5 protein-coding genes and 1 pseudogene are annotated in these 20,337 nt (G+C 33.6%); 4 read left to right on the top strand and 2 right to left on the bottom strand.

Annotated elements, in window-relative coordinates; all coding sequences use genetic code 11:
- Positions 1 to 740: 740 nt before the first annotated feature.
- The gene (locus COC46_RS14425) at positions 741 to 4,919 is read left to right on the top strand and encodes a S8 family serine peptidase (RefSeq protein ID WP_098810407.1); all 4,179 of its coding nucleotides are present in this window, start codon (positions 741 to 743) and stop codon (positions 4,917 to 4,919) included.
- Positions 4,920 to 5,327: 408 nt separating this feature from the next.
- Here the strand turns inward: COC46_RS14425 and COC46_RS14420 are convergent, their stop codons facing one another.
- Positions 5,328 to 6,281 carry a helix-turn-helix domain-containing protein gene (locus COC46_RS14420; RefSeq protein WP_098810406.1) on the bottom strand — a complete coding sequence of 318 codons (954 nt, stop codon included), beginning with the start codon at positions 6,279 to 6,281 and terminating at the stop codon, positions 5,328 to 5,330.
- A 454-nt stretch (positions 6,282 to 6,735) separates the two neighbouring features.
- On the opposite strand from COC46_RS14420, the gene COC46_RS14415 reads away from it, so the two are divergent.
- Positions 6,736 to 6,915: a helix-turn-helix domain-containing protein gene (locus COC46_RS14415; RefSeq protein WP_098810405.1), complete on the top strand. Its 180-nt coding sequence runs from the start codon at positions 6,736 to 6,738 to the stop codon at positions 6,913 to 6,915.
- Between the two features lie 371 nt (positions 6,916 to 7,286).
- Here the strand turns inward: COC46_RS14415 and COC46_RS14410 are convergent, their stop codons facing one another.
- Positions 7,287 to 11,474: a S8 family serine peptidase gene (locus COC46_RS14410; RefSeq protein ID WP_098810404.1), complete on the bottom strand. Its 4,188-nt coding sequence runs from the start codon at positions 11,472 to 11,474 to the stop codon at positions 7,287 to 7,289.
- Positions 11,475 to 12,058: 584 nt separating this feature from the next.
- Between COC46_RS14410 and COC46_RS14405 the strand changes: the two are divergent.
- A pseudogene (locus COC46_RS14405) lies at positions 12,059 to 12,190 on the top strand (manganese catalase family protein); the annotation flags it as partial.
- Between the two features lie 768 nt (positions 12,191 to 12,958).
- Positions 12,959 to 20,337, top strand: a 7,379-nt coding sequence (locus tag COC46_RS23020) for a S8 family serine peptidase (protein ID WP_098810402.1), incomplete at its 3' end; no start/stop codon positions are given.

The following is a 20,337-nucleotide window of genomic DNA, read 5'->3' as shown; positions in this document are numbered from 1 at the left end:
CCATTTGGAATAAGGGGTTATTTTTTTAAACAAATAATATAAAATACACCCTACATTTTATATTATTTACATTTATTTTTAGGGGATTGAACGAAAACTCATTAGAATTTGTTAGCTTTTATTTTTGTTTTTTTATTTCTTTATCGCTAAATCTTTAGCTCATTCGGTTATACTTCTTTCCGAACAGAATATATTAGGGGTTTTATAAATACTCAAATAGCAGTGTAAAAAAAATTGTGTAAATTTGGGAATTTTAGATATAGCTTAGATTTTAATTGAAAATTGGTTCAATTGGTATCTTTCCTATGTATGTTTCCAACTGTTTGAATAGATTCTTGGATTTTTTGATTTAAAAGCGAATTATACTATATTAAAATAGAGAAGTTTGTTAAAGAAAAGAACTATCTCCCGAATTTAGTGTCACTTTATTCATCATTTTTTGACAAAATATGCAACTTAATATTGATGTTCAATTGATAAGTCTACATAAAATGCATCTTAACGACAGTTTTTTTAAAAAAACTGATGAGAAAAATCGAATTTTGATTCATATATTTAGGGTGATTTCCCCAATTTACACGACTCCAAATCTCTTTAATAATTATAAGTACTTATGTAATTGTAATAAATCAATGGAAATAAATGAGTTCTAAATAAATATTTATAACCTATTAGAATCATTGTTTCGTAATTCATTGCACTACATTTGTAATAAAAAGTCAGAGACTTGGAGGAAGAAAATGGGGAAAAAAGCAAACAACAATAGTAAGGTCGTGAAAAGCCTAGCTGTATTTGCTCTATCATCTAGCTTTATTGTAGGTTCACTTGGACATGTATCAAATATTACCAAAGCAGTTGGAAATACGAATGCTGAGAGTTTACTTGCTAATTTAACACAAGAACAAAGAGCAGCACTTAACCAGATGACTACAAATGAATCATCAGGTCTTCAAATTTCTTCAGATACAGATTTAAATTCTACGAAACAAACTTCTGTCATTATTGAGTTTGTAAATAAGCCTGTCAAAGTCGCGCAAATTGAAGCAAGCGTTGAGGGGAAACAATTATCTGAGAAAGATGCTTTAAATTTAATTAATCAAGATCATGCTACTTTCAATACAGAAGTCAAACAATTATTAACAGACGACAATAATAAAAAGGTAGATTATAAGATTAATCGATCTTATAAAAATGCCTTTAATGGTGTCTCAATGAGTCTGCCAGCTAATCAAATTAAAAATCTATTAAATTCAAAAGCAGTAAAATCAGTTTGGAGCAATACAACATTTTCGATTGACCCGCCTGCTAGTGATAATGACCAATTAAAAAAAGATGAAGCAAATGTTGCGAATTATACGCCATATGATGGTCTAGATCGTTTACATGCAGAAGGATTTACAGGAAAAGGAATTGAAGTAGGGATATTAGATACAGGGATGGATTACCATCATCCAGACTTAAAGGATGCCTATAAAGGTGGATATGATTTTGTAGATAATGATAATGATCCAATGGAGACGACCTACGCTGATTGGAAAAAATCAGGTAAAGCTGAGATTAGCAATGGAAGCGCTTACTACACAGAACACGGTACACATGTAGCAGGAATTATCGGTGGGCGTGGGGTTGCAGATAGTGAGTTTAAAACTGTTGGGGCGGCACCTGAAGCAGATCTATACTCATATCGAGTGCTTGGACCATATGGCTCTGGATCAGCGGAAAACATTATTGCTGCAATTGATCGGGCTGTGAAGGATGGCATGGATGTTATTAATATGTCACTAGGTAATACACTTAATGATCCATTATATGCAACTTCAATTGCTGTAAATAATGCCGTATTAAGTGGGGTAACAACTGTTGTTGCAGCAGGGAATAGTGGCGATAAAAGTTATACACTAGGTTCACCAGCTGCTGCAGCTTTAGCATTAACTGTTGGTGCATCATCAATCGCACTTGATGTTTATCAATATGCAGGTGTACAAAATGGTATGAATTATTCATTAAGGCAATTAGCAAGAAATTATTCAGATGATCTAACTCTGTTAAAAGGGAAAACATATCAACTTGTTGATGTTGGACTAGCTAATCCAGCTGATTTCAATGGGAAAGATGTAAACGGAAAAATCGCATTCATAAAGCGAGGATCCATTGGATTAATTGACAAAATCAAAAATGCAAAAGCAAAAGGTGCGAGCGGAGTCATTATGTATAATGACGAAGCAAACGCAGCTGAAGGAGCAATTCAATCATTCTTAGGTGAATCAGTTAATGCAGTCCCAGCATTTTCAGTATCAAACTCAGATGGAAAAGCAATCTTAACAGCTATGCAAGCTGGTCAAACAAGCTTCACGTTTGGTGATTTTACAAAGTTAAAAACAGCTGCAGACGAATTAGCTACCTTTAGTTCAAGAGGTCCTTCCCGTGTAAATTATGATATTAAACCAGAGGTTGTCGCACCTGGAGTATCAATCCTTTCAACCGTTCCATTTTATATAAATAATAAAACGGTTGATGGATCTAAAGCGGAAGACTACAAGTATGCATATGAACGATTATCAGGTACATCGATGGCAACACCTTATGTGGCAGGTGTTTCAGCATTACTATTACAATCCAATAAGAGTCTCCAGCCTGAAGACATTAAATCAATTTTAATGAATACAGCTGATCCACTTTCAAAAAATTATAGTGTATTTGAAATGGGTAGTGGGCGAGTTGATGCATATGAAGCAATTCATTCGAATGTTGAATTTGAAGTAGTCGATAAAACACCTACAATTATCAATGGAAAACAAAAGTTAATCAAAGAATTTACGGGTGGAATCAGTTTTGGTTCATATGGATTTGATGACCAAGATATTTATGATTCGCGTAATATTGCATTAAAAAATAGAAGTGAAAAAGCAAAAACATTTAGTGTAAATGTTACATTCCAAACAGGATTAAGAGGTTCCAAAGATGCAGCTCAAAATGGAGTGACCTTAACAGGTCCAACTTCAGTTAAATTAAACGGAATTAGTCAAAAATCAATTAAATTTGATTTAAACATCCCGAAAACAGCCGAAAAAGGAACATATGAGGGATATATCGTCTTTACAAATAATGCAGATCCATCCGAAACGTATCAAATTCCATTTGGCGGACGTGTTATTAATGAGGGGATTGATACCCTTACAGTACGAAATCTAATGTATTCTGGTGATACAACGTGGCCACAAAAAGCTATGCCATACCAAGGTTTTCAATTCTCATTAAAGTCATTTATGAAGACTTTAGATGTAGTATTACAGGATTCAACGGGTCAAGATATTGGTTACCTAGGGTCTTATGATCCTCGAACATTGAATGAAAACACAGTGTATTCTAATACTGCTGGATTCACTGGGGGGTACTATCCGTTGACAGGTGATCCGAAAAATCCGATTAGCAGTGATTATGTTTTTGCAAAAACAGGTAACTATAAATTAAAAATGATTGGAACAAATGATCAGGGGAAAGTATTTACGAAAGTAGCGGATTTCATCTTCGAAAAAGGCAAACCAACAATGACTTCAAGTTTTGATTCGTTAGATCAAAAAGTGATTGAATATAATGATAGTCAATTCGATTCAAATGGAGAATATTTATATGATTTCAATATTAATGTAAATGATCCTGAGGTGGCCGATGCGAATCGTCTTGGATTTCCAATTGATCAATCAAGTAATGCAGTGGTTTCGTTTTACGATAGTCCATTATCAAATCCAGCTATTAACACTGATAAAAATGGAGATTACAACGATCAAATACTAGTACAAAAAAGGTCTACACCTTTAAAAGTTCAGTTTTATGCTTATGATGCTGCAAGAAACTTTACTTCTGATTCTTCGTCTATGCTAAGGGTAGCTTTTGTTTCTAATACTTACCCTTACTATTACTTAAAAGCAAATAAACAAGTCGCTTCAACCGGAGATACTATAAATTATTCGATTCGATCAAATAATATTAAAAACCTAAAAACATCAAAGATTACAATTCCAGTATTAAAAGACAATGGTGACCTAGCGACAATTAATAATGTTGTTGTAAGTGATGCCGTTAAGCAATATGGGGATGCACAAGTATCTGTAACATCAACATCTGATGATTTTTATACCAAATATACAATTACTTTTAACTATTTAGGAAATAAAGCATTACCAGAAGATCTGCCATTAGTTAATTTCGATTTAAATACAGCGAAACATTATATGCCAAAGTCAACATTCCCTGTCTACTGGTATGGCATGGAAATGACTGGAACTACAATTGATCAATTAAATGTAGAAACAAATAATGTATATACTTATATGGATAGTGTGAATATGAATAACACGTATTCAAGGATAAAAGGTAACTTGAATTTAGAAGGAACAATGGATCCTTTAACTGGCCAACAGAATTTCGCGTTTGATAATTCTAAAATTGGTGCTAAAGTAACCGTAACGTCATACGATGGTAAAACTGTGTTTGATGCGGCTCCAGTACAAAATGGAAACTACATTGTAGATGGAATGAAAGTTGATAAAAATGCTTATACACTAAAAGTAGATGCACCAGGTCATTTTACGATGTATAAGAAGTTTGTGTTATCAGATGACGCTCGTGATGAATTAATCGGAGTGGACAGAACTTTCTCCACTCAACCTAAAGCTGGGGATGTAAATAAAGATAATGTAATTGATATAATGGATGCATTATCTCTACAAACTTATTGGGAAACAAATAAATCAGGTGCAGATTTGAACTTCGATGGAGTTGTTGATAAAAAGGATATGAATCTTCTTATTAAGAACTATGGATTACAAAATAGTACAGTTCCAAATCCACCTAAGGCGAAAACTTCATATAAAGGTGCATCATTGGATACTGTGTTAAGTCAGTTAGGATTAAAATAATCTTAATCTAGTTTCTATAATCAAATGAAGAACCACATTAATCGTATTATTCTGACTATTTATGGATTTCAATATGCTATTAGGTGATCAAATAATTATCTTACCTTCAAATGTAGGAGTAATACTGATCAAACAATAAATATTTAAATAAAATTAGTACAAGTTATTTTAAGTAAAATAAAAAAGGGTGCTAATCAGAGGCAATTGATTAAACACCCTTTTTGTAAAAAAATTAGATTAACCTTTTTCAAAATATAAACTTTCCCTTAAAATAAATAAAAAAACCATTCGTAAATGAGTAAGGCATCTCCAATTGTTAGTTTTGTCTTACAATTGAGGTACATCACAATAATACGAGTGGTTTTATTTTTTTTAAATCTTTTTCGACCAAAATTTATATTAGTTAGATTATAAATTTAAAACCAAATCACTTTCGAATGAACTTCGTACGTAGCCTTCTAATGACAAGATGTATTGGAGAGACTGTGGATTCGCTTCATTGAGTATCATTGATTCTGAATAATATTTTTTTGCTAGGTCGTAGTTTTTTCTTCGAAAGTATTCATAAGCAAGATAATAATATATTTTTGATTTTCTGTCTGGTGAATTACATAAATTACAACTATTAATTAAATTTTTATAGCGGTTAATAATCTCATCACCAACAGCATCTTTGATTTGAATGATCATTAATAATTCAGCATCAATTGCTCTTGGGTAGTTATTCATTTGTTGAAAGTATTGTTGTGCTTTTTCAGCATAATAATAGGCTAAAATACTAGAGTCGATCTCATTATATGCGACTGCTAAGTGATAAAAATATTCCGGATTTTTATAAACATCATTTTGAATTGATGTTAATAATTGAATTGCCTTCAGATAATCCTTATTTGTTAAAAATTGAATTCCTAATATATGCTTTAACATATTAACTTCATAAGGAGATAATTTGTGCTCTATTTTTTGAATTTTTTTGATGATACTAGTTGCCTCTTTTAAATTATTATTTAATAATAGGATTCTAATTTGTAGTAATTGATAAAAATATGTGTAAGGCGAAATTGTTATTAATTCAAACTTTTCAAGCGCTTCTTTTGCTGTATTGATATCGTCAAATACTTGCATGATGATTGCATCATGTAATTGGTCTAAGGATGTTTTTAATTTATTTAATTTAGTAACTTCTAATTCTAAATCTACACCTAATCGTTCGGTTAATTTTTTTATTATTTCAATAGAATGATTTGCTTGATTGTTTTCTATTCTACAAATTTGTGCTCTAGAGCATATTTCATGGCCTAGCTGATCTTGGGTTATATTGAATTTTTCACGGTAAAACTTAATAATTTTCCCTTCATACATAATTTATTCTCCTTTATTAGTACCAGTACTCAATTAATATAATTAATACTCATTATTTTCTGTAATATCTTTATATTAATTTTATAATATTTAACAAAATATTAACATTTAGAAAAACTTAGTGTTTTAGGAAGTAATGCTTAGAATGAATTTAATTAAATGCGGAAAAAAATGAATAGTAACAATATAAAACAATTAGATATTAGTCTTAAAGTAGGCGGATTTTAATGTTAAAAGAGAATTTAAGATAGAGACAATATTAAGAAAAAGTAGTTATTCAACTTTTTAAATTTAAGGCTCTGTTAATATTACTTGTTGATTTTAGTTAAATTCGAGACTAATTGAAATGGAAGGTGCGAAGACTCCTATGGGANNAAGTACCTGGAATGGAAAATCAACATTCTTTTTAACAGAGCCAAAAATATAAAATAAAATTATTTGCGCAAGGTTAAATATGAATTTTGAACAAATGGAGCATATTGTCACTGACGCAAATGAAATGTCTATAACTAAGGCTGCAGAAAAACTATTTATATCAACTTCAGGAATGAGTCAATCTATTACTCAACTGGAAAATAAGCTTGATATTAAATTGATCAAAAAAACATTACGCCAACTTTTGAAGGTAAAATAGTTATTTCGACTGTAAGTTCTATAATAAATGCCATAAGTGAAATGAATAAAGAGGTTAAGAAAAAAAGAATGAAAAGCTTCAATAAATTTGTAATAACGAAGAAAGATTTAAAGAAAGATTTGGTTAAAAAGTTGCATAATGTTTCATATTAGAACTGGTGTATTTTGCCCAGTTTTTTAATGTAGCATATAGAGGGAGAGTTGTTGAAAAGGTTTTCTATTAGTCAAAGTCTACTCCACATTTGGATTTTTGATTAGGGTAGATAAAAAAACCCTTTGTATAAAAACAAAGGGGCATATGTTTCAATATCTTCTATATGAAATATTTTGATACACAGGATACCAATCTAATGATTTTATTTTCTTACTCCGTTATTGTAATCCTAATTGAGTTAAAACATCATCTAAAGTTACACCTTTATAAGTAGTCTTAGCTTTTGGAGGATTTGGAACATTACTATTTTGTAAGCCGTAGTTTTTAATTACATAGTCCATATCTTTTTTATTTACAACTCCATCGAAGTTGAAATCAGCACTTGTTTTATTCGTGTCCCAAAACGTTTGGATATTTAGTGCATCTAAAATATCAATGACATTATCTTTATTCGTATCTCCAGCTGCCGCTTGAGCTAAGTTAAAACCTAGTCTCTTTCCAAGTTGCTCTCCTCGAACTTCATCAGACAGCAATAATGATTTAGTCATTGTAAAATGGCCTGGTACATCAACTGTTATTGTATAAGGTTTAGTATCAGGTTTTAGTCCATCTACAGCGTAACTACCATTTTTGTTTGTAAAGATTGCATTGGTAACATTTCTATCATAAGAAGTAACAGAAATTTTTGCGCCAATATTTTGTTGGTTTAAAGCCCAATTCGTTTGCTTAGTAGCTGGGTCAATTGTGCCTTCTAATTTCATAGAACCTTCTAATCTTGAGTAAGTTTGTTTTAAATCCATAGCTTCCATATAAGTATAAACGTTACTTGTAACTGCATCTGATTGATCAATTGTTGTTCCAGTAAATTCCATATTATACCAGTTTACAGGGAAGTTTTTCCAATAACGATTAGCAGAAACTAAATCAAAATTAACTAGTTGTAGATCTTCAGGTAAAGTTTTATTTCCTAAATAATTAAACGTAATTGTATATGCTGAAGTATATCCATCGTTAGTATTAGTTACACTTACCCGTGCATCACCATATTGTTTAACCGCATCGCTTACAACAACATTTTTAATTGTAGCTAACTCTTTGTTATCTACCGTTAATACAGGAATTGTAATCTTTGCTGTTTTTAAGTTTTTAATATTATTCGAACGAAGTGAGTAATTGATTGTATCACCAGTTGAAGTAGTTTGTTTATTTGCTTTTAAGTAATAATATGGATAACTATCAGAAACAAAAATGATTCTTTGCATTGCCGTAGCATCTGAAGTAAAGTTTCTAGCAGCATCCATTCCATAAAACTGAACTTTTAATGGAGTTGTTCTCTTTTTAACTAAAATTTGATCATGATAATTTCCGTTTTTATCCGTATTTATAGGTTGAGCAAAGTATGGACTATCGTACTGGGAGACAATTTTATTACTTGATTGATCAAAAGGCATTCCAAGTTTATTAGCTTCGTTTGTCTCAGGATCATTTAAATTAATATTAAAGTCATATAAATATTCACCGTTTGAATCAAATTGACTATCTTTATATTCAATAACCTTTTGATCTAACTTATCAAAGCTTGATGTCATAATTGGTGCGCCCTTTTCATACATAAAATCTGCTGATTTAGAGAATGTTTTCCCTTGATCATTTGTTCCAATTAGTCTTAATTTATAGTTACCTGTTTTGGCCATAACAATTGAATTAGCAATCGGATTTTTCGGATCACCAGTGAATGGGAAATAAGCACCTGTAAATGCATATGCAATCCCGTAAACTGTGTTTTCATTTATTCCAAAACCATCGAAAGTTCCAAGGTATCCAACATCTTCACCAGTTGTTGCATCTTGAACTACCACGTCAATATATCTCATATGCGACTTTTCTGAAAAACTAAATGACATACCTGGATATGTTTGTTCTGGCCAAGCTGTATCTCCAGAATACATTGGATTAGCGATCGTAAGTGTATCAAAACCTTCATTTACAACTCGACCACCAAATGGAATTTGGTATGTTTCTGCTGGATCAGCCGCATTTGTAAAGACGATATATCCTTCATATGTTCCTTTTTCAGCTGTTATTGGAATATTTAAATTAAACTTAATGTTTTTAGAGCCAATTCCATTTACTTTCACTGAAGTTGGTCCAGATAGAGTTACATTATTTTTTGCAGCATCTAATGAACCCCTTAATCCTGTTTGGAAATTAACCTTCACATTAAATGTTTTTGCTTTTTCACTTCGATTTTTCAATGTAACCGTGCGGTCATCAGTAATATTTTGATTGTTGAATCCGTATGATCCAAAGCTCATGCCACCAGTTAATTCTTTAATCGTTTTTAATTTACCTTTTTCATTAAATGTCGGAGTTTGATCATTCACCTGTAATTCAACATTTGTATGAATTGCTTCATATGCATCAACTCGGCCGCTTCCGATTTCAAACACGCTATATTTTTTTGATAAAGAATCTGCTGTATTCATTAAAATTGATTTGATATCTGCTGGTTGCAAATCTTTATTCGACTGTAGTAATAATGCTGATACACCAGCTACATAAGGTGTAGCCATTGACGTACCAGATAAGCGCTCATATGCATATTTGTAATCTTCAGGATGAGTTCCATCTACAGTTTTATTGTTAACATAAAACGGAACGGTTGACATAATTGCAACACCTGGTGCAGTTACTTCTGGCTTTATATCATAGTTCACACGAGAAGGACCTCTTGAGCTGAATCCTGCTAATTCATCACTAGCTGTTTGTACTTTTGAATAATCACAGAATGTGAAGCTTGCATTTCCTGCTTGAATCTCTTCTAGGATCGCTGCCCCTTCACTATTTGAAACTGAGAATGTTGGCACTGCATCAACTGATTCACCTATGAATGATTGAATTGGACCTTCAGCTTGATTAGCTTCGTCATTATACATAAGTACTCCGACTGCACCTCTTGTTTTTGCATTTTTAATTTTTTCAATTAATGTATTTGTTCCACGTTTGATGAAAGCAATTTTACCATTTAAATCTTTACCATTAAAATCAGCTGCTGTTTTAGCTAGTCCAACATCAACCAGTTGGAATGTTTTTCCCTTTAGTTGAGTTAGATCATCTGAATAATTTCTTGCTAATTGTCTTACTGTGTAATTAACACCATTTTGTACGCCTGCGTATTGGTATACATCAAGTGAGATTGTTGATGCTCCAACTGTTAATGCTAATGCAGACGCTGCAGGTGAACCTAACGTATAATTTTTATCTCCGCTATTACCAGCTGCAACAACAGTTGTAACACCACTTAAAACAGCATTATTTACTGCAACTGAAGTCGCATATAGTGGATCATTTAACGAGTTACCTAAAGACATATTAATAACGTCCATACCATCACTGACCGCTCGATCCAATCCAGCAATAATGGCATCAGTTGTTCCGCTACCATATGGTCCAAGTACACGATAAGAATAAATAGCAGCCTCAGGTGCCGCGCCTAACATTTTATATTCACTATCTGCTTTACCACGACCACCAATAATACCAGCAACATGTGTACCATGTTCTGTGTAGTACGGTGAGGAGTTGCTTATTTCTGGTTTTCCCGATTTCTTCCAGTCAGCATATGTTGTTTCCATTGGATCATTATCATTGTCAACGAAATCATATCCACCTTTAAATGCATCCTTTAAATCTGGGTGGTGATAATCAATCCCTGTATCTAAAATCCCTACTTTAATTCCTTTACCAGTGAATCCTTCAGCGTGTAAACGATCTAAACCATCATAAGGCGTATAGTTTCCAACTTTTTCCTCATCAGCCTTTAATGCATTATTATCTTCTGCAGTAGGTGGCTCAATTGAAAATGATTCATTGCTCCAAACTGTTTTAACTGCTTTTGATTTTAATAGATTTTTTATTTGATTAGCTGGAAGGGTCATCGAAACACCGTTAAACGCATTTTTATATGAACGGTTAACCTTGTATTCTACCTTTTTATTATTTTTGTCAACTAATACTTGTCCAACATCTTGATTAAACGTTACATGATCTTGGTTAATCAATTTCGTTGCTTCGGTTTCAGTTAAAGATTGCCCTTGAAGGGTCGCTTGGATTTGAGCAACTTTTTTAGGTTGATTTGCAAACTGTACGATTACTGATGTTTGTTTAGTTGAAGTTTGGTTAATATTAGACGAAATTTGAAGACCAGTTTCTTCATTAGTTGAAAGCTGATTAAGTGCATCTCTTTGTTGTGGAGTTAAGTTTGCTAGAATATCTTCAGTCTTTGAATAACCCGCAGCTTTTGTAAGATCTAAATGTCCTAGAGAGCTTAATATAAAACTAGTTGATAAAACAACTACAGATAGACCTTTAAGCATTTTGTGATTATTTTTTTCGTTTTTCCTCATTTTTTTCCCCCTATTTTTTGTAATACATAATTAAGTGTTAATGAAATACGTTACGAAATTGATTAATAAAATACTATCTATTTCAATCGTAGATAATCATTCACCACAATTATTTATGTCATTCCAATTATTGTGAATAATGAGAATTTTGTAAATTGGGGAATCTTCAGTCGAGTTATGATTCAAAAGAGGTATTATATCGTTAATAATTCTTGGGTTTTTGTCGATTTTTTACTTTATTTGAAGAAATAACAATTATAAATAAAATAATTTATCTAAAAATGCCGTATTTTATCGATTATTGACGATATAATTATTAATAAATTTGGGTTACATCGTTACAAACTTTTTGATTTCTCAAGTATTTCTTAACAAGTCCTGTTTTTCATTTTGTTTTTTCGTTAAGGTGTTAATAGATAAATGAACTTCATCTTGGTTTCCCTAAATTTAAGTTTATAAATTTCTTTCAAACTAAAATAATCTGAAAAATTTATTAACTTTGTAATAAATTCAGAAGAAATTCCCCAATATACGTTCGATTATGTGGATAGTACAATTTGAGCCATTTCATGGTGAATAGGAAAGATCTTTCTGATGAACCGGATTTAAATGATAGATTAAGATTTTTAAGAGAACGTGAGAGTGTACATTCACAGAGATTTAGAGAAGCCGTTGAAATTTTGAAAGAGGATCTACAGCAGAGGATGATTTTTTAATACTTAGTAGAAAAAGTAGTAAGAAAAAAAGCTATCAGGAATCCAGAAAAAAAAGATCTAACCTGCCCTTGATTTTTTTAAAGGTGCAGGTCTTTTTCTTTAATTTTCACCATTCCAGAAAACTTATCAGAAAAATAGCTCGTTTAGAGAGTACAACTGTACATGCTTCTCTAAACGTATAATTGACGTTTATTGTTTTTGATTTCATAGATTAGAAGACTTCTGTTAAATTTGCGGTACATCCTAAGGTTTCAAGCATTGAAACTGAATGGTGAACAGTGGATTTTTGTCACTGTTATCAAAATACTCTTTAGCCCAAATCAACGTACATTTCTAATCAAGTCAAAAGGCAGTATATAATCTTCAACAACTTATGTGTAAAGATTCTGTAAAAGAAATATTTGGGAATTTTATATAAGTTTATGAAATTTTCAAAAAAAAACAATAAAATTCCCCAATTTTAACAAGTTTAGTCTATGGATTAAGAATCTACAAAATATTTAATGTTTAAGGTATATGGAACAGAAAAAAATTGAAGAAACGACATATTTTGGTAAGAAATTATTAAGTAGCTATTCTTTATATTAAAACCAGCTTGTTTTAGGCATTAAAAATAGGTGGTTTTCTTCGACAATCACTGACACAAAGTTGCAAATTCCCCAATACAAAGAAGTTTTTAGTGATGTATTATTGCACTGTAGATTAATTTATTTTCTAAATATTTTTAATAGTTAATCACGAGAAATGTCTAATGATAGGGGGAGAAACATGAAAAAGAGACAAAAGAAACGAACGTTATCTGTTGTTGCATTAAGTAGTGCAATGTTACTAAATGTCGTATTACCTCAAAGCGCGATACTTGCACATGCAGAGTCTAATGTCGATCAGAAAAGCTCATCTGATGGAAAATTCTCAGCAGATGAAGTGAACCGCATTTTGGCTGGATTGACACCAGAGCAAAAAGTAAATATTAATAAGCTTACTGGGGCAGATAACGCTCAAAAAATTCATGTGGACAAAAAGGATTTAATTGGTTCAAAAAAGGTTAATGTAATTGTTCAATTTAAACAAGATCCAGCTAAAATACAAATCATTAAGCAATCTTTAGCTAAAGGTAGAGCAACTGCAAATAGTCAAAAGTTTAATAGTGAATATACTGAAGCAATCAACAAGGTTAAAGATTCACATGCAAATTTTAAGAGCTTTTTAAATACACAACCTCAAACTTCAATTGTTGGTGGGAAAACTGTTAAAACAGGAATCAGTATAACACGAGAATTTACAGATGCATTTAATGGAGTTGCTTTAACCTTACCAGCGAATTTAGTTCAAAAGCTTGCAGAAAGTCCAGATGTTGCGTCTGTTTGGTCTCAAGTAGAATATTCTTTACCTGATGAAGGAAATTCTAAAACTACAGCAACAAGTAAATCTGCTGGCAAGCCAACAACAGGGCTTTCATTTTTAGGAATTGATAAGCTTCAAGCTGAAGGGAATACAGGTATCATTAAAACAGGTCCACGTGCGGGTCAAAAGGTTAAAGTGGGTGTATTGGATACAGGTATCGATTACAACCATCCTGATCTTTATAAAGTAACACATGATGAAAATGGAAAATTATATGGTGGACATGACCTTGTTAGTAATGACGGATTTGATGCAAACGGAAATATAAAATATGTTGATGACCATGATCCTATGGAAACAACTTATGATGATTGGGTAGCTGATAAGGCTAATCCAGGTTCAGTTTGGGGAACACCACCTTCAACTTATAAGCCATATATTACTTCACATGGAACTCACGTTTCCGGTACGATTGCAGCAAATACGACGAATAATAACGATGTTTATTCGGCAAATGGGGTAGCACCGGATGTTGAACTATATGGTTATCGTGTATTAGGACCAGGAGGACACGGTACAACAGAATCTGTACTAGGTGGTATCGATCAAGCTACAAAAGATCACATGGATGTAATTAATCTATCTCTTGGTGCAACAGTTAATGACCCACTTTACCCAACTAGCATTGCGATTAACAATGCTACTTTAGCTGGAGTTGTGTGTGATGTTGCTGCAGGTAATAGTGGCCCTGGGCAAGCTACAGTGGGTTCACCAGGAACTTCAGCACTAGCAATTACGGTAGGTGCAAGTACGGTTCCTGAAGATATTGCAACAATGACAATTAAAAATGGTTCAGTTTCTTATAAAGCACGTTTATTCGGTAAAAACTTTTCGCAATCAGACGATGCTTATAAAGGACAAACACTTCCAATCGTTGATGTCGGTTTAGGAAGTGAAGGAGACTATAGCGGAATTGATGTGAAAGGTAAACTTGTTCTAGTAAAGCGTGGCGGTGACTATTTACAAACAAAAATGGCAAATGCTCACAAAGCTGGAGCAGCGGGTATGATTATCTGGGATAATACAGAAGATGCGGATAACCAAGGATATATTAATAATTTCTTAGGTGTCAGCATGGATAATGTTTATTCCATTTCATTGACACAAGCACAAGGACAAGCTCTATCTGATGCTGTTAAAAAGGACCCTAAAAATGCAAGTATCACTTTCCCTGCTACATTAGATGCTCCAATTAGTAAAAGTGGAGATGACCTGGCAAGCTTTAGCTCAACGGGTCCTGTTAAGGATTGGACAATTAAACCTGATGTTGTAGCGCCTGGTGTTGATATTTCTTCAACAGCTCCATACGATATTTGGGAGCCAAATGCAGCACATGATTATAAACTTGGTTATCAAATTATGTCTGGTACATCAATGGCAACACCGCATGTTGCTGGTATTTCTGCATTAATTTTAGCTGCACATCCAGATTATACACCTGCAGATGTAAAAGCAGTGTTAATGAATACAGCTAAAAGTATTGATACAGATTCAAAGAATTATAGTGTCTACCAAGTAGGTGCCGGACGTGTTGATCCTGCTCGTGCCATTGCGACAGATGTGAAAATTCAAGTTTTAGATAAAACATACGCAGCAGATTCAGATAATACTCTGAAAGAGGTTGAAAACCTCACAGGAAGCATGTTCTTTGGTTTTAAAGGTCGAGGAGAAGGTGCAACGAACGGCTCAGATGATGTTGTTTCTTCAAAAGATTTTAATGTTTCTAACCAAGGAAATAGCAGTAAAACATTTAAAGTAAGTACTGAGTTTATATCAACAAAATTTGCTGGATCGAATAAAGTAGGTCCGGGCACAGGAAATGATGTAAAAGTTGATTTTACTGTCGATGGACAAAACGTAACAAACCTTAATGTTGGCGGTGGAAGTACTATTAAAGCAACAGCAAAAATTACAGTACCATCAAATGCATTAGAGGGCACTTACGAAGGGTATATTAACCTAGTAAACACAGCTGATTCATCAGAGTCTTATCGCGTTCCGTTTACAATTACAGTTGCGGAAAAAGGCATTAACAGTTTCCAAGTCGGGATAAAAGCGGCGGCAGTAGGAAATCTTTCATCTTATTATTTCTCAGTAAATAACGAAATGGATAACTTATATATTGCCATAAAAGACAAAGACGGGAAATATATAGGGGTAGCAACCTCATTAGTAAACGGTAGCAATATCACTCCTGGTGTCCAATACGGTCCACGTATCGTACTATTTAATGGTTGGTATCTACCATTTACAAAGGCATACGATGGAACGTATGATCAGTCTGGCATATCAAAAGACGTACAAGTGTTACCAGAAGGCTCATACTCTCTTGAGATGATTGCAACAGGTAAGGATGGTCATCGTTACACTGCAGAAGATACGCTATATGTTGATGGTACACCGCCAACTATGACAATGGATAGTGACTCCAAAGGCGGAATTTATGAAATTGATCCGACAGGGTATCTACCTGGACAAGAAATTAAAGGATTCCATGGTACTGTTTATGACTCAAACATAGACGTAATGAAAGCTAACGGGGAAACGTCAGTGCCAAGCCCTCAGGATGGTATTACACCAGTTCCTGTTGATCAAGGTTTAAATAGTGTTGTAGGTTATCAAGATAGTATGTTCCCAACAGTTTTCTTCAAAACTAATGCAAAAGGTCGTTTCCATTTTGGTGTGACTGCTGAAGACCTTACAAATAAACGGGGAAGTCAATTTATTATTGACCCAATTGATTATTCCGGTGAAAGTGATAGTATAAATGATCAAACTTATTACTTTATTAAAAAGGGAAATCCGTATGTTACTTTAACTTCATCTAATGGAGTAGATGCAGGACCAGGTAACGAAGATAAATTGGTTGTTGATGCGAATAAACCATTCAAAATGACAATGACAACACACTACGGTGTTGGAATGACCGGCGGTAAATTTATTCTGAATGATAATAAGGTCTATGAATTCAGTAATATCCGTTTAACAGACGAATATAAAAATTACCTTATTAGTAAAGGGATTGATCCAACTAAGGTTCTTACTGTAGGTCAACCTTATGTTCATCAATACTATCAAGTTGGAAAAACAACAGATGTGACACTTTCTAATATAGGAGCAGCAGGTGCACTTGACCATGATATGCAAATATTAGAAGCAGATGTGACTTATTCACACCCTGATCCGGTTACTGGACCATTCCCATATCAATTATTACAAGCGAATTTAACATTATCAGGTGAAGATACAGAAATCGCATGGTTCCCAACGAATCAACCTAATATAAGACAGAACATTTCTTTAATTAGAGGACGTGTGGCAGCGGAATCTTTCGCAAGAAATAACATAAACAACAATTATCCACAATTCACAGTTGATTCAGGTGCGAAGGTAACGGTCACGGATGATCAGGGCAAAAAATTTACAACGGATCAACCGACATCAACTAATAACACAATGGCCTATACGTTTATTAATCCATATTATGCGGTGACAGCAGATGTAAGTAATAAACCATATTCTATGGAAGCAAGTGTACCAGGACATTTTAAAGGATATGGAAAAACACCTGTAATTGGTCAAAACAAATACGGTTATCAATCAGGTACTGTAAAAGATCTTCCAACTCTTTTCCCAATTTTATTAGGAGGAGACGTAAATGGTGATAACGTCATCGATATGAAAGATTTACTGAAAGAAATCGATGTTTATTATCAATATAAAAACCTAAATAATCTTAATAATCCAGATAATAAATTAGCTAACAAAACAGCATTCTTAAACACGAATCGTGATGCAGATATTTACTGGATTAAGCCAAGTGGCTTTGGTTATGGAATTGATTATAACGATTTCTACTTTATCTTTAAAAACTTTGGCACGCAAAATCAAAGTGCGAAGGATGCAGGATTAAGTGTTCCAACCGCACAAACAACAGTAGATAAAGATACGACTTTCACAACTGATTATGCAGGTTCAATTACGTTAAATGCTGGTGACACATTAGAGCAAGTTATGCAAAAGCTTAATTTCCCAGCTCCAGCTCAGCAAATCATATCAACACCTAAGTTAGAAGATTTACAAAATGGAGCAACAATTTCACTTTCTCCAACAAGTGCGGTGTTCGTAGACGATGTAAAGTGGAGAAAATCAATTACAAAAATCATGTTAGGTTCTACTGATGTAACCAATTTAGTGACAATCAATCCTGGATATCAGTATACGGATGCAAGTAGCCAATCGGCAACAATGCCATCAAAAATTACGTTCCCTGGATCGTTATTCCCAACGGCAACAAATTACACAATGATAATAAAAGCGGCAGGATACCAAGATGTAACTAAATCCTTAACAATCTCAACGGTTCCAATTCCGACGCCAGCGATTCCGATTATCACTGACCCAACAGTGGCGCATATTGGAAAGGATTTAACATTAAACTTCACAGAAGATGCGAAATGGCGAAATGGAATTAATAAAGTGATTGTGACAACGAACTTTGGTAATAGTATGGATATCACTAATCTGATCAATCCAGTTACAAATCAAAAATATTATGACATTAGTCAGCCAGGTAAAATTACGTTTAATGCGAAAACATTTATGACGGATTCAACGCTAGATCCAAAAAATGGTTTCACATATAATTCAGCAACTGTAAATCCAGGTGGATCAAGTTATCTGCCACATCTTTACAAAATTACAATCGGCTCACAAGGTGCAGATGGCACTGTTTATCCAGATGTAATTGCTGGTTCAGATCCAGTTTACAAGGCTCAACAACCCGTCGGATATAGTGTTACGTTTAATAGCCAAGGAGGAACGCCGATTAATCCGATGGCGATAGGCTATAAACCAGGCGCAAGTAGATCAAATGGTCCGAACAGTGATTTGATAAATTTTAATACTCCTGCCCCACAGAAACCAGGCTATACGTTCCTTGGTTGGTTTAATGAACCATCAGGTATAACACAATGGGATACAGGATCATATCCTCAAACTGAAGACAAAACAGTTTATGCAAAATGGCAAATGAATACGACTCAAAGTTATTCACCTGTTGATAAATCGAATCCGAATGGAGCGAAATTCGACCCAAGTAACATAAATGCAAGTGGTAACGGTTGGGTGCTTGGAGAAGGCGATTTAAAAATCAACATCCCAGATTATTTAACAAATGTTTCTTGGTTAACAGGAAAAGACAAAATTGCAAATATTGAAGCGACATTCTATGGAATGAAGAGCGATGGAAATACAGATACGGACCCGACAAAGTATACGTTAGACCCAAGTACGTATGACTTATCGTCTAACGGAAGTAACGGGATTCTATCATTCACAACGGCTACACATGATCAAGCTGTTCAAGCAGGTCAAAATAAACTAGGTGAAAAGTTTGCCTTCAGTGAAATGCCAACTCTTGCAAATCTTGGGAATATTAAAGGATACAATTTACAAATAACGTCGACAACTGGTGAAAATTTCACAATTCGAAATGTTAAACTTGGTTATAGACGACATGTTGATTTAAACGGTGGTACGTTAAAGAATGCAAATGATACATTCTTTGCTGATGCGTTAGTTAATGCACAAACAACAGCGCCAAATATGTCTACAGGTGCAACACATGTAACGAATGGAAATTTAACAATTAGTCCAGACCTTTATTTGGATGCAGCTAATTCAAGTGACAAGAAGTCGGATATTACAACAAATCCGAGAGTCTTGACCGGTAATTCTACATTCTATCTATGTTGGATTAAAGTTCCACCAACAGTGAATAAAGACGTTGCTGGAAACATTGTTGGAAGCGATATTATGCTACCATTTACTGATGACGGAACATGGAAAAATAATATTAAAGCTGTAAAAATAGCTGATAAAACTTTAGAGCTGAATAAGGATTACACAATCACGAATAATAGCATTATCCTTAAAGGTTCACTATTCACGGTTGGACAAAAAGTCAACGTGACCATTGTTTCAGAAGGGTATAAAGATGTTGTAGTGGCTGACCAAGTTATTGGTTACACAGTTTCATTTGAATCAAATGGTGGAGACCCAGTTTCAGCTCAAATCGTAGATAGAAATGCGACAAAACCAGTTGATCCAACAAAAGTAGGATACAAGTTCTATGGTTGGTACTTGGACAAAGATTTAACAATGCCATATGATTTTGATAACATTGTGACAAAACCAATCACACTTTACGCGAAATATGCATTAGCTGGTTCAGTTGTAACAGCTGATACAACAGACAATGCAGTAGGCAACGATATGGTATTAGAGTTCAGTGATAAAGATTGGGCTAATGCGATTACTGTCATTAACATCAATGGTCTTGCAGTAGACGCATCGAAATACAATGTAGATAAAGAAAATCGTACGATTACTCTAAACAAGAGTCTGTTCACAAGAGCTAAAGATTATACGATTACTGTAAAAGCTAAAGAGTATGCTGATGTGACAGTAGTACAAAAAGTTGTAAATGGATATATTGTGCATTTCGTAATGCCAAAGAATGCACCTGCTGAAGTGAAAGAAGCAACAAAAGATCAAATTGTGGCCCGTAGAATCACAGCACCAACAGTACACGGTTATGATTTGACTTGGTTTGCAGATGAAGCATGTACAATTCCTTGGGAGTTCACAAATTCAATTTACTCTACAAAAACGATTTACGGACAATGGAAACCAGCAAAATACACAGTTATTTATGACACACAAGATGCTGGACTAGCAGT

Origin of the sequence: Bacillus sp. AFS041924 (genome assembly GCF_002577195.1) — a bacterium.
Classification (GTDB): domain Bacteria; phylum Bacillota; class Bacilli; order Bacillales; family Bacillaceae_G; genus Gottfriedia.
The sequence above is the reverse complement of the archived record's forward strand: the minus strand, read 5'-3'. Positions and strand labels throughout refer to the sequence as shown.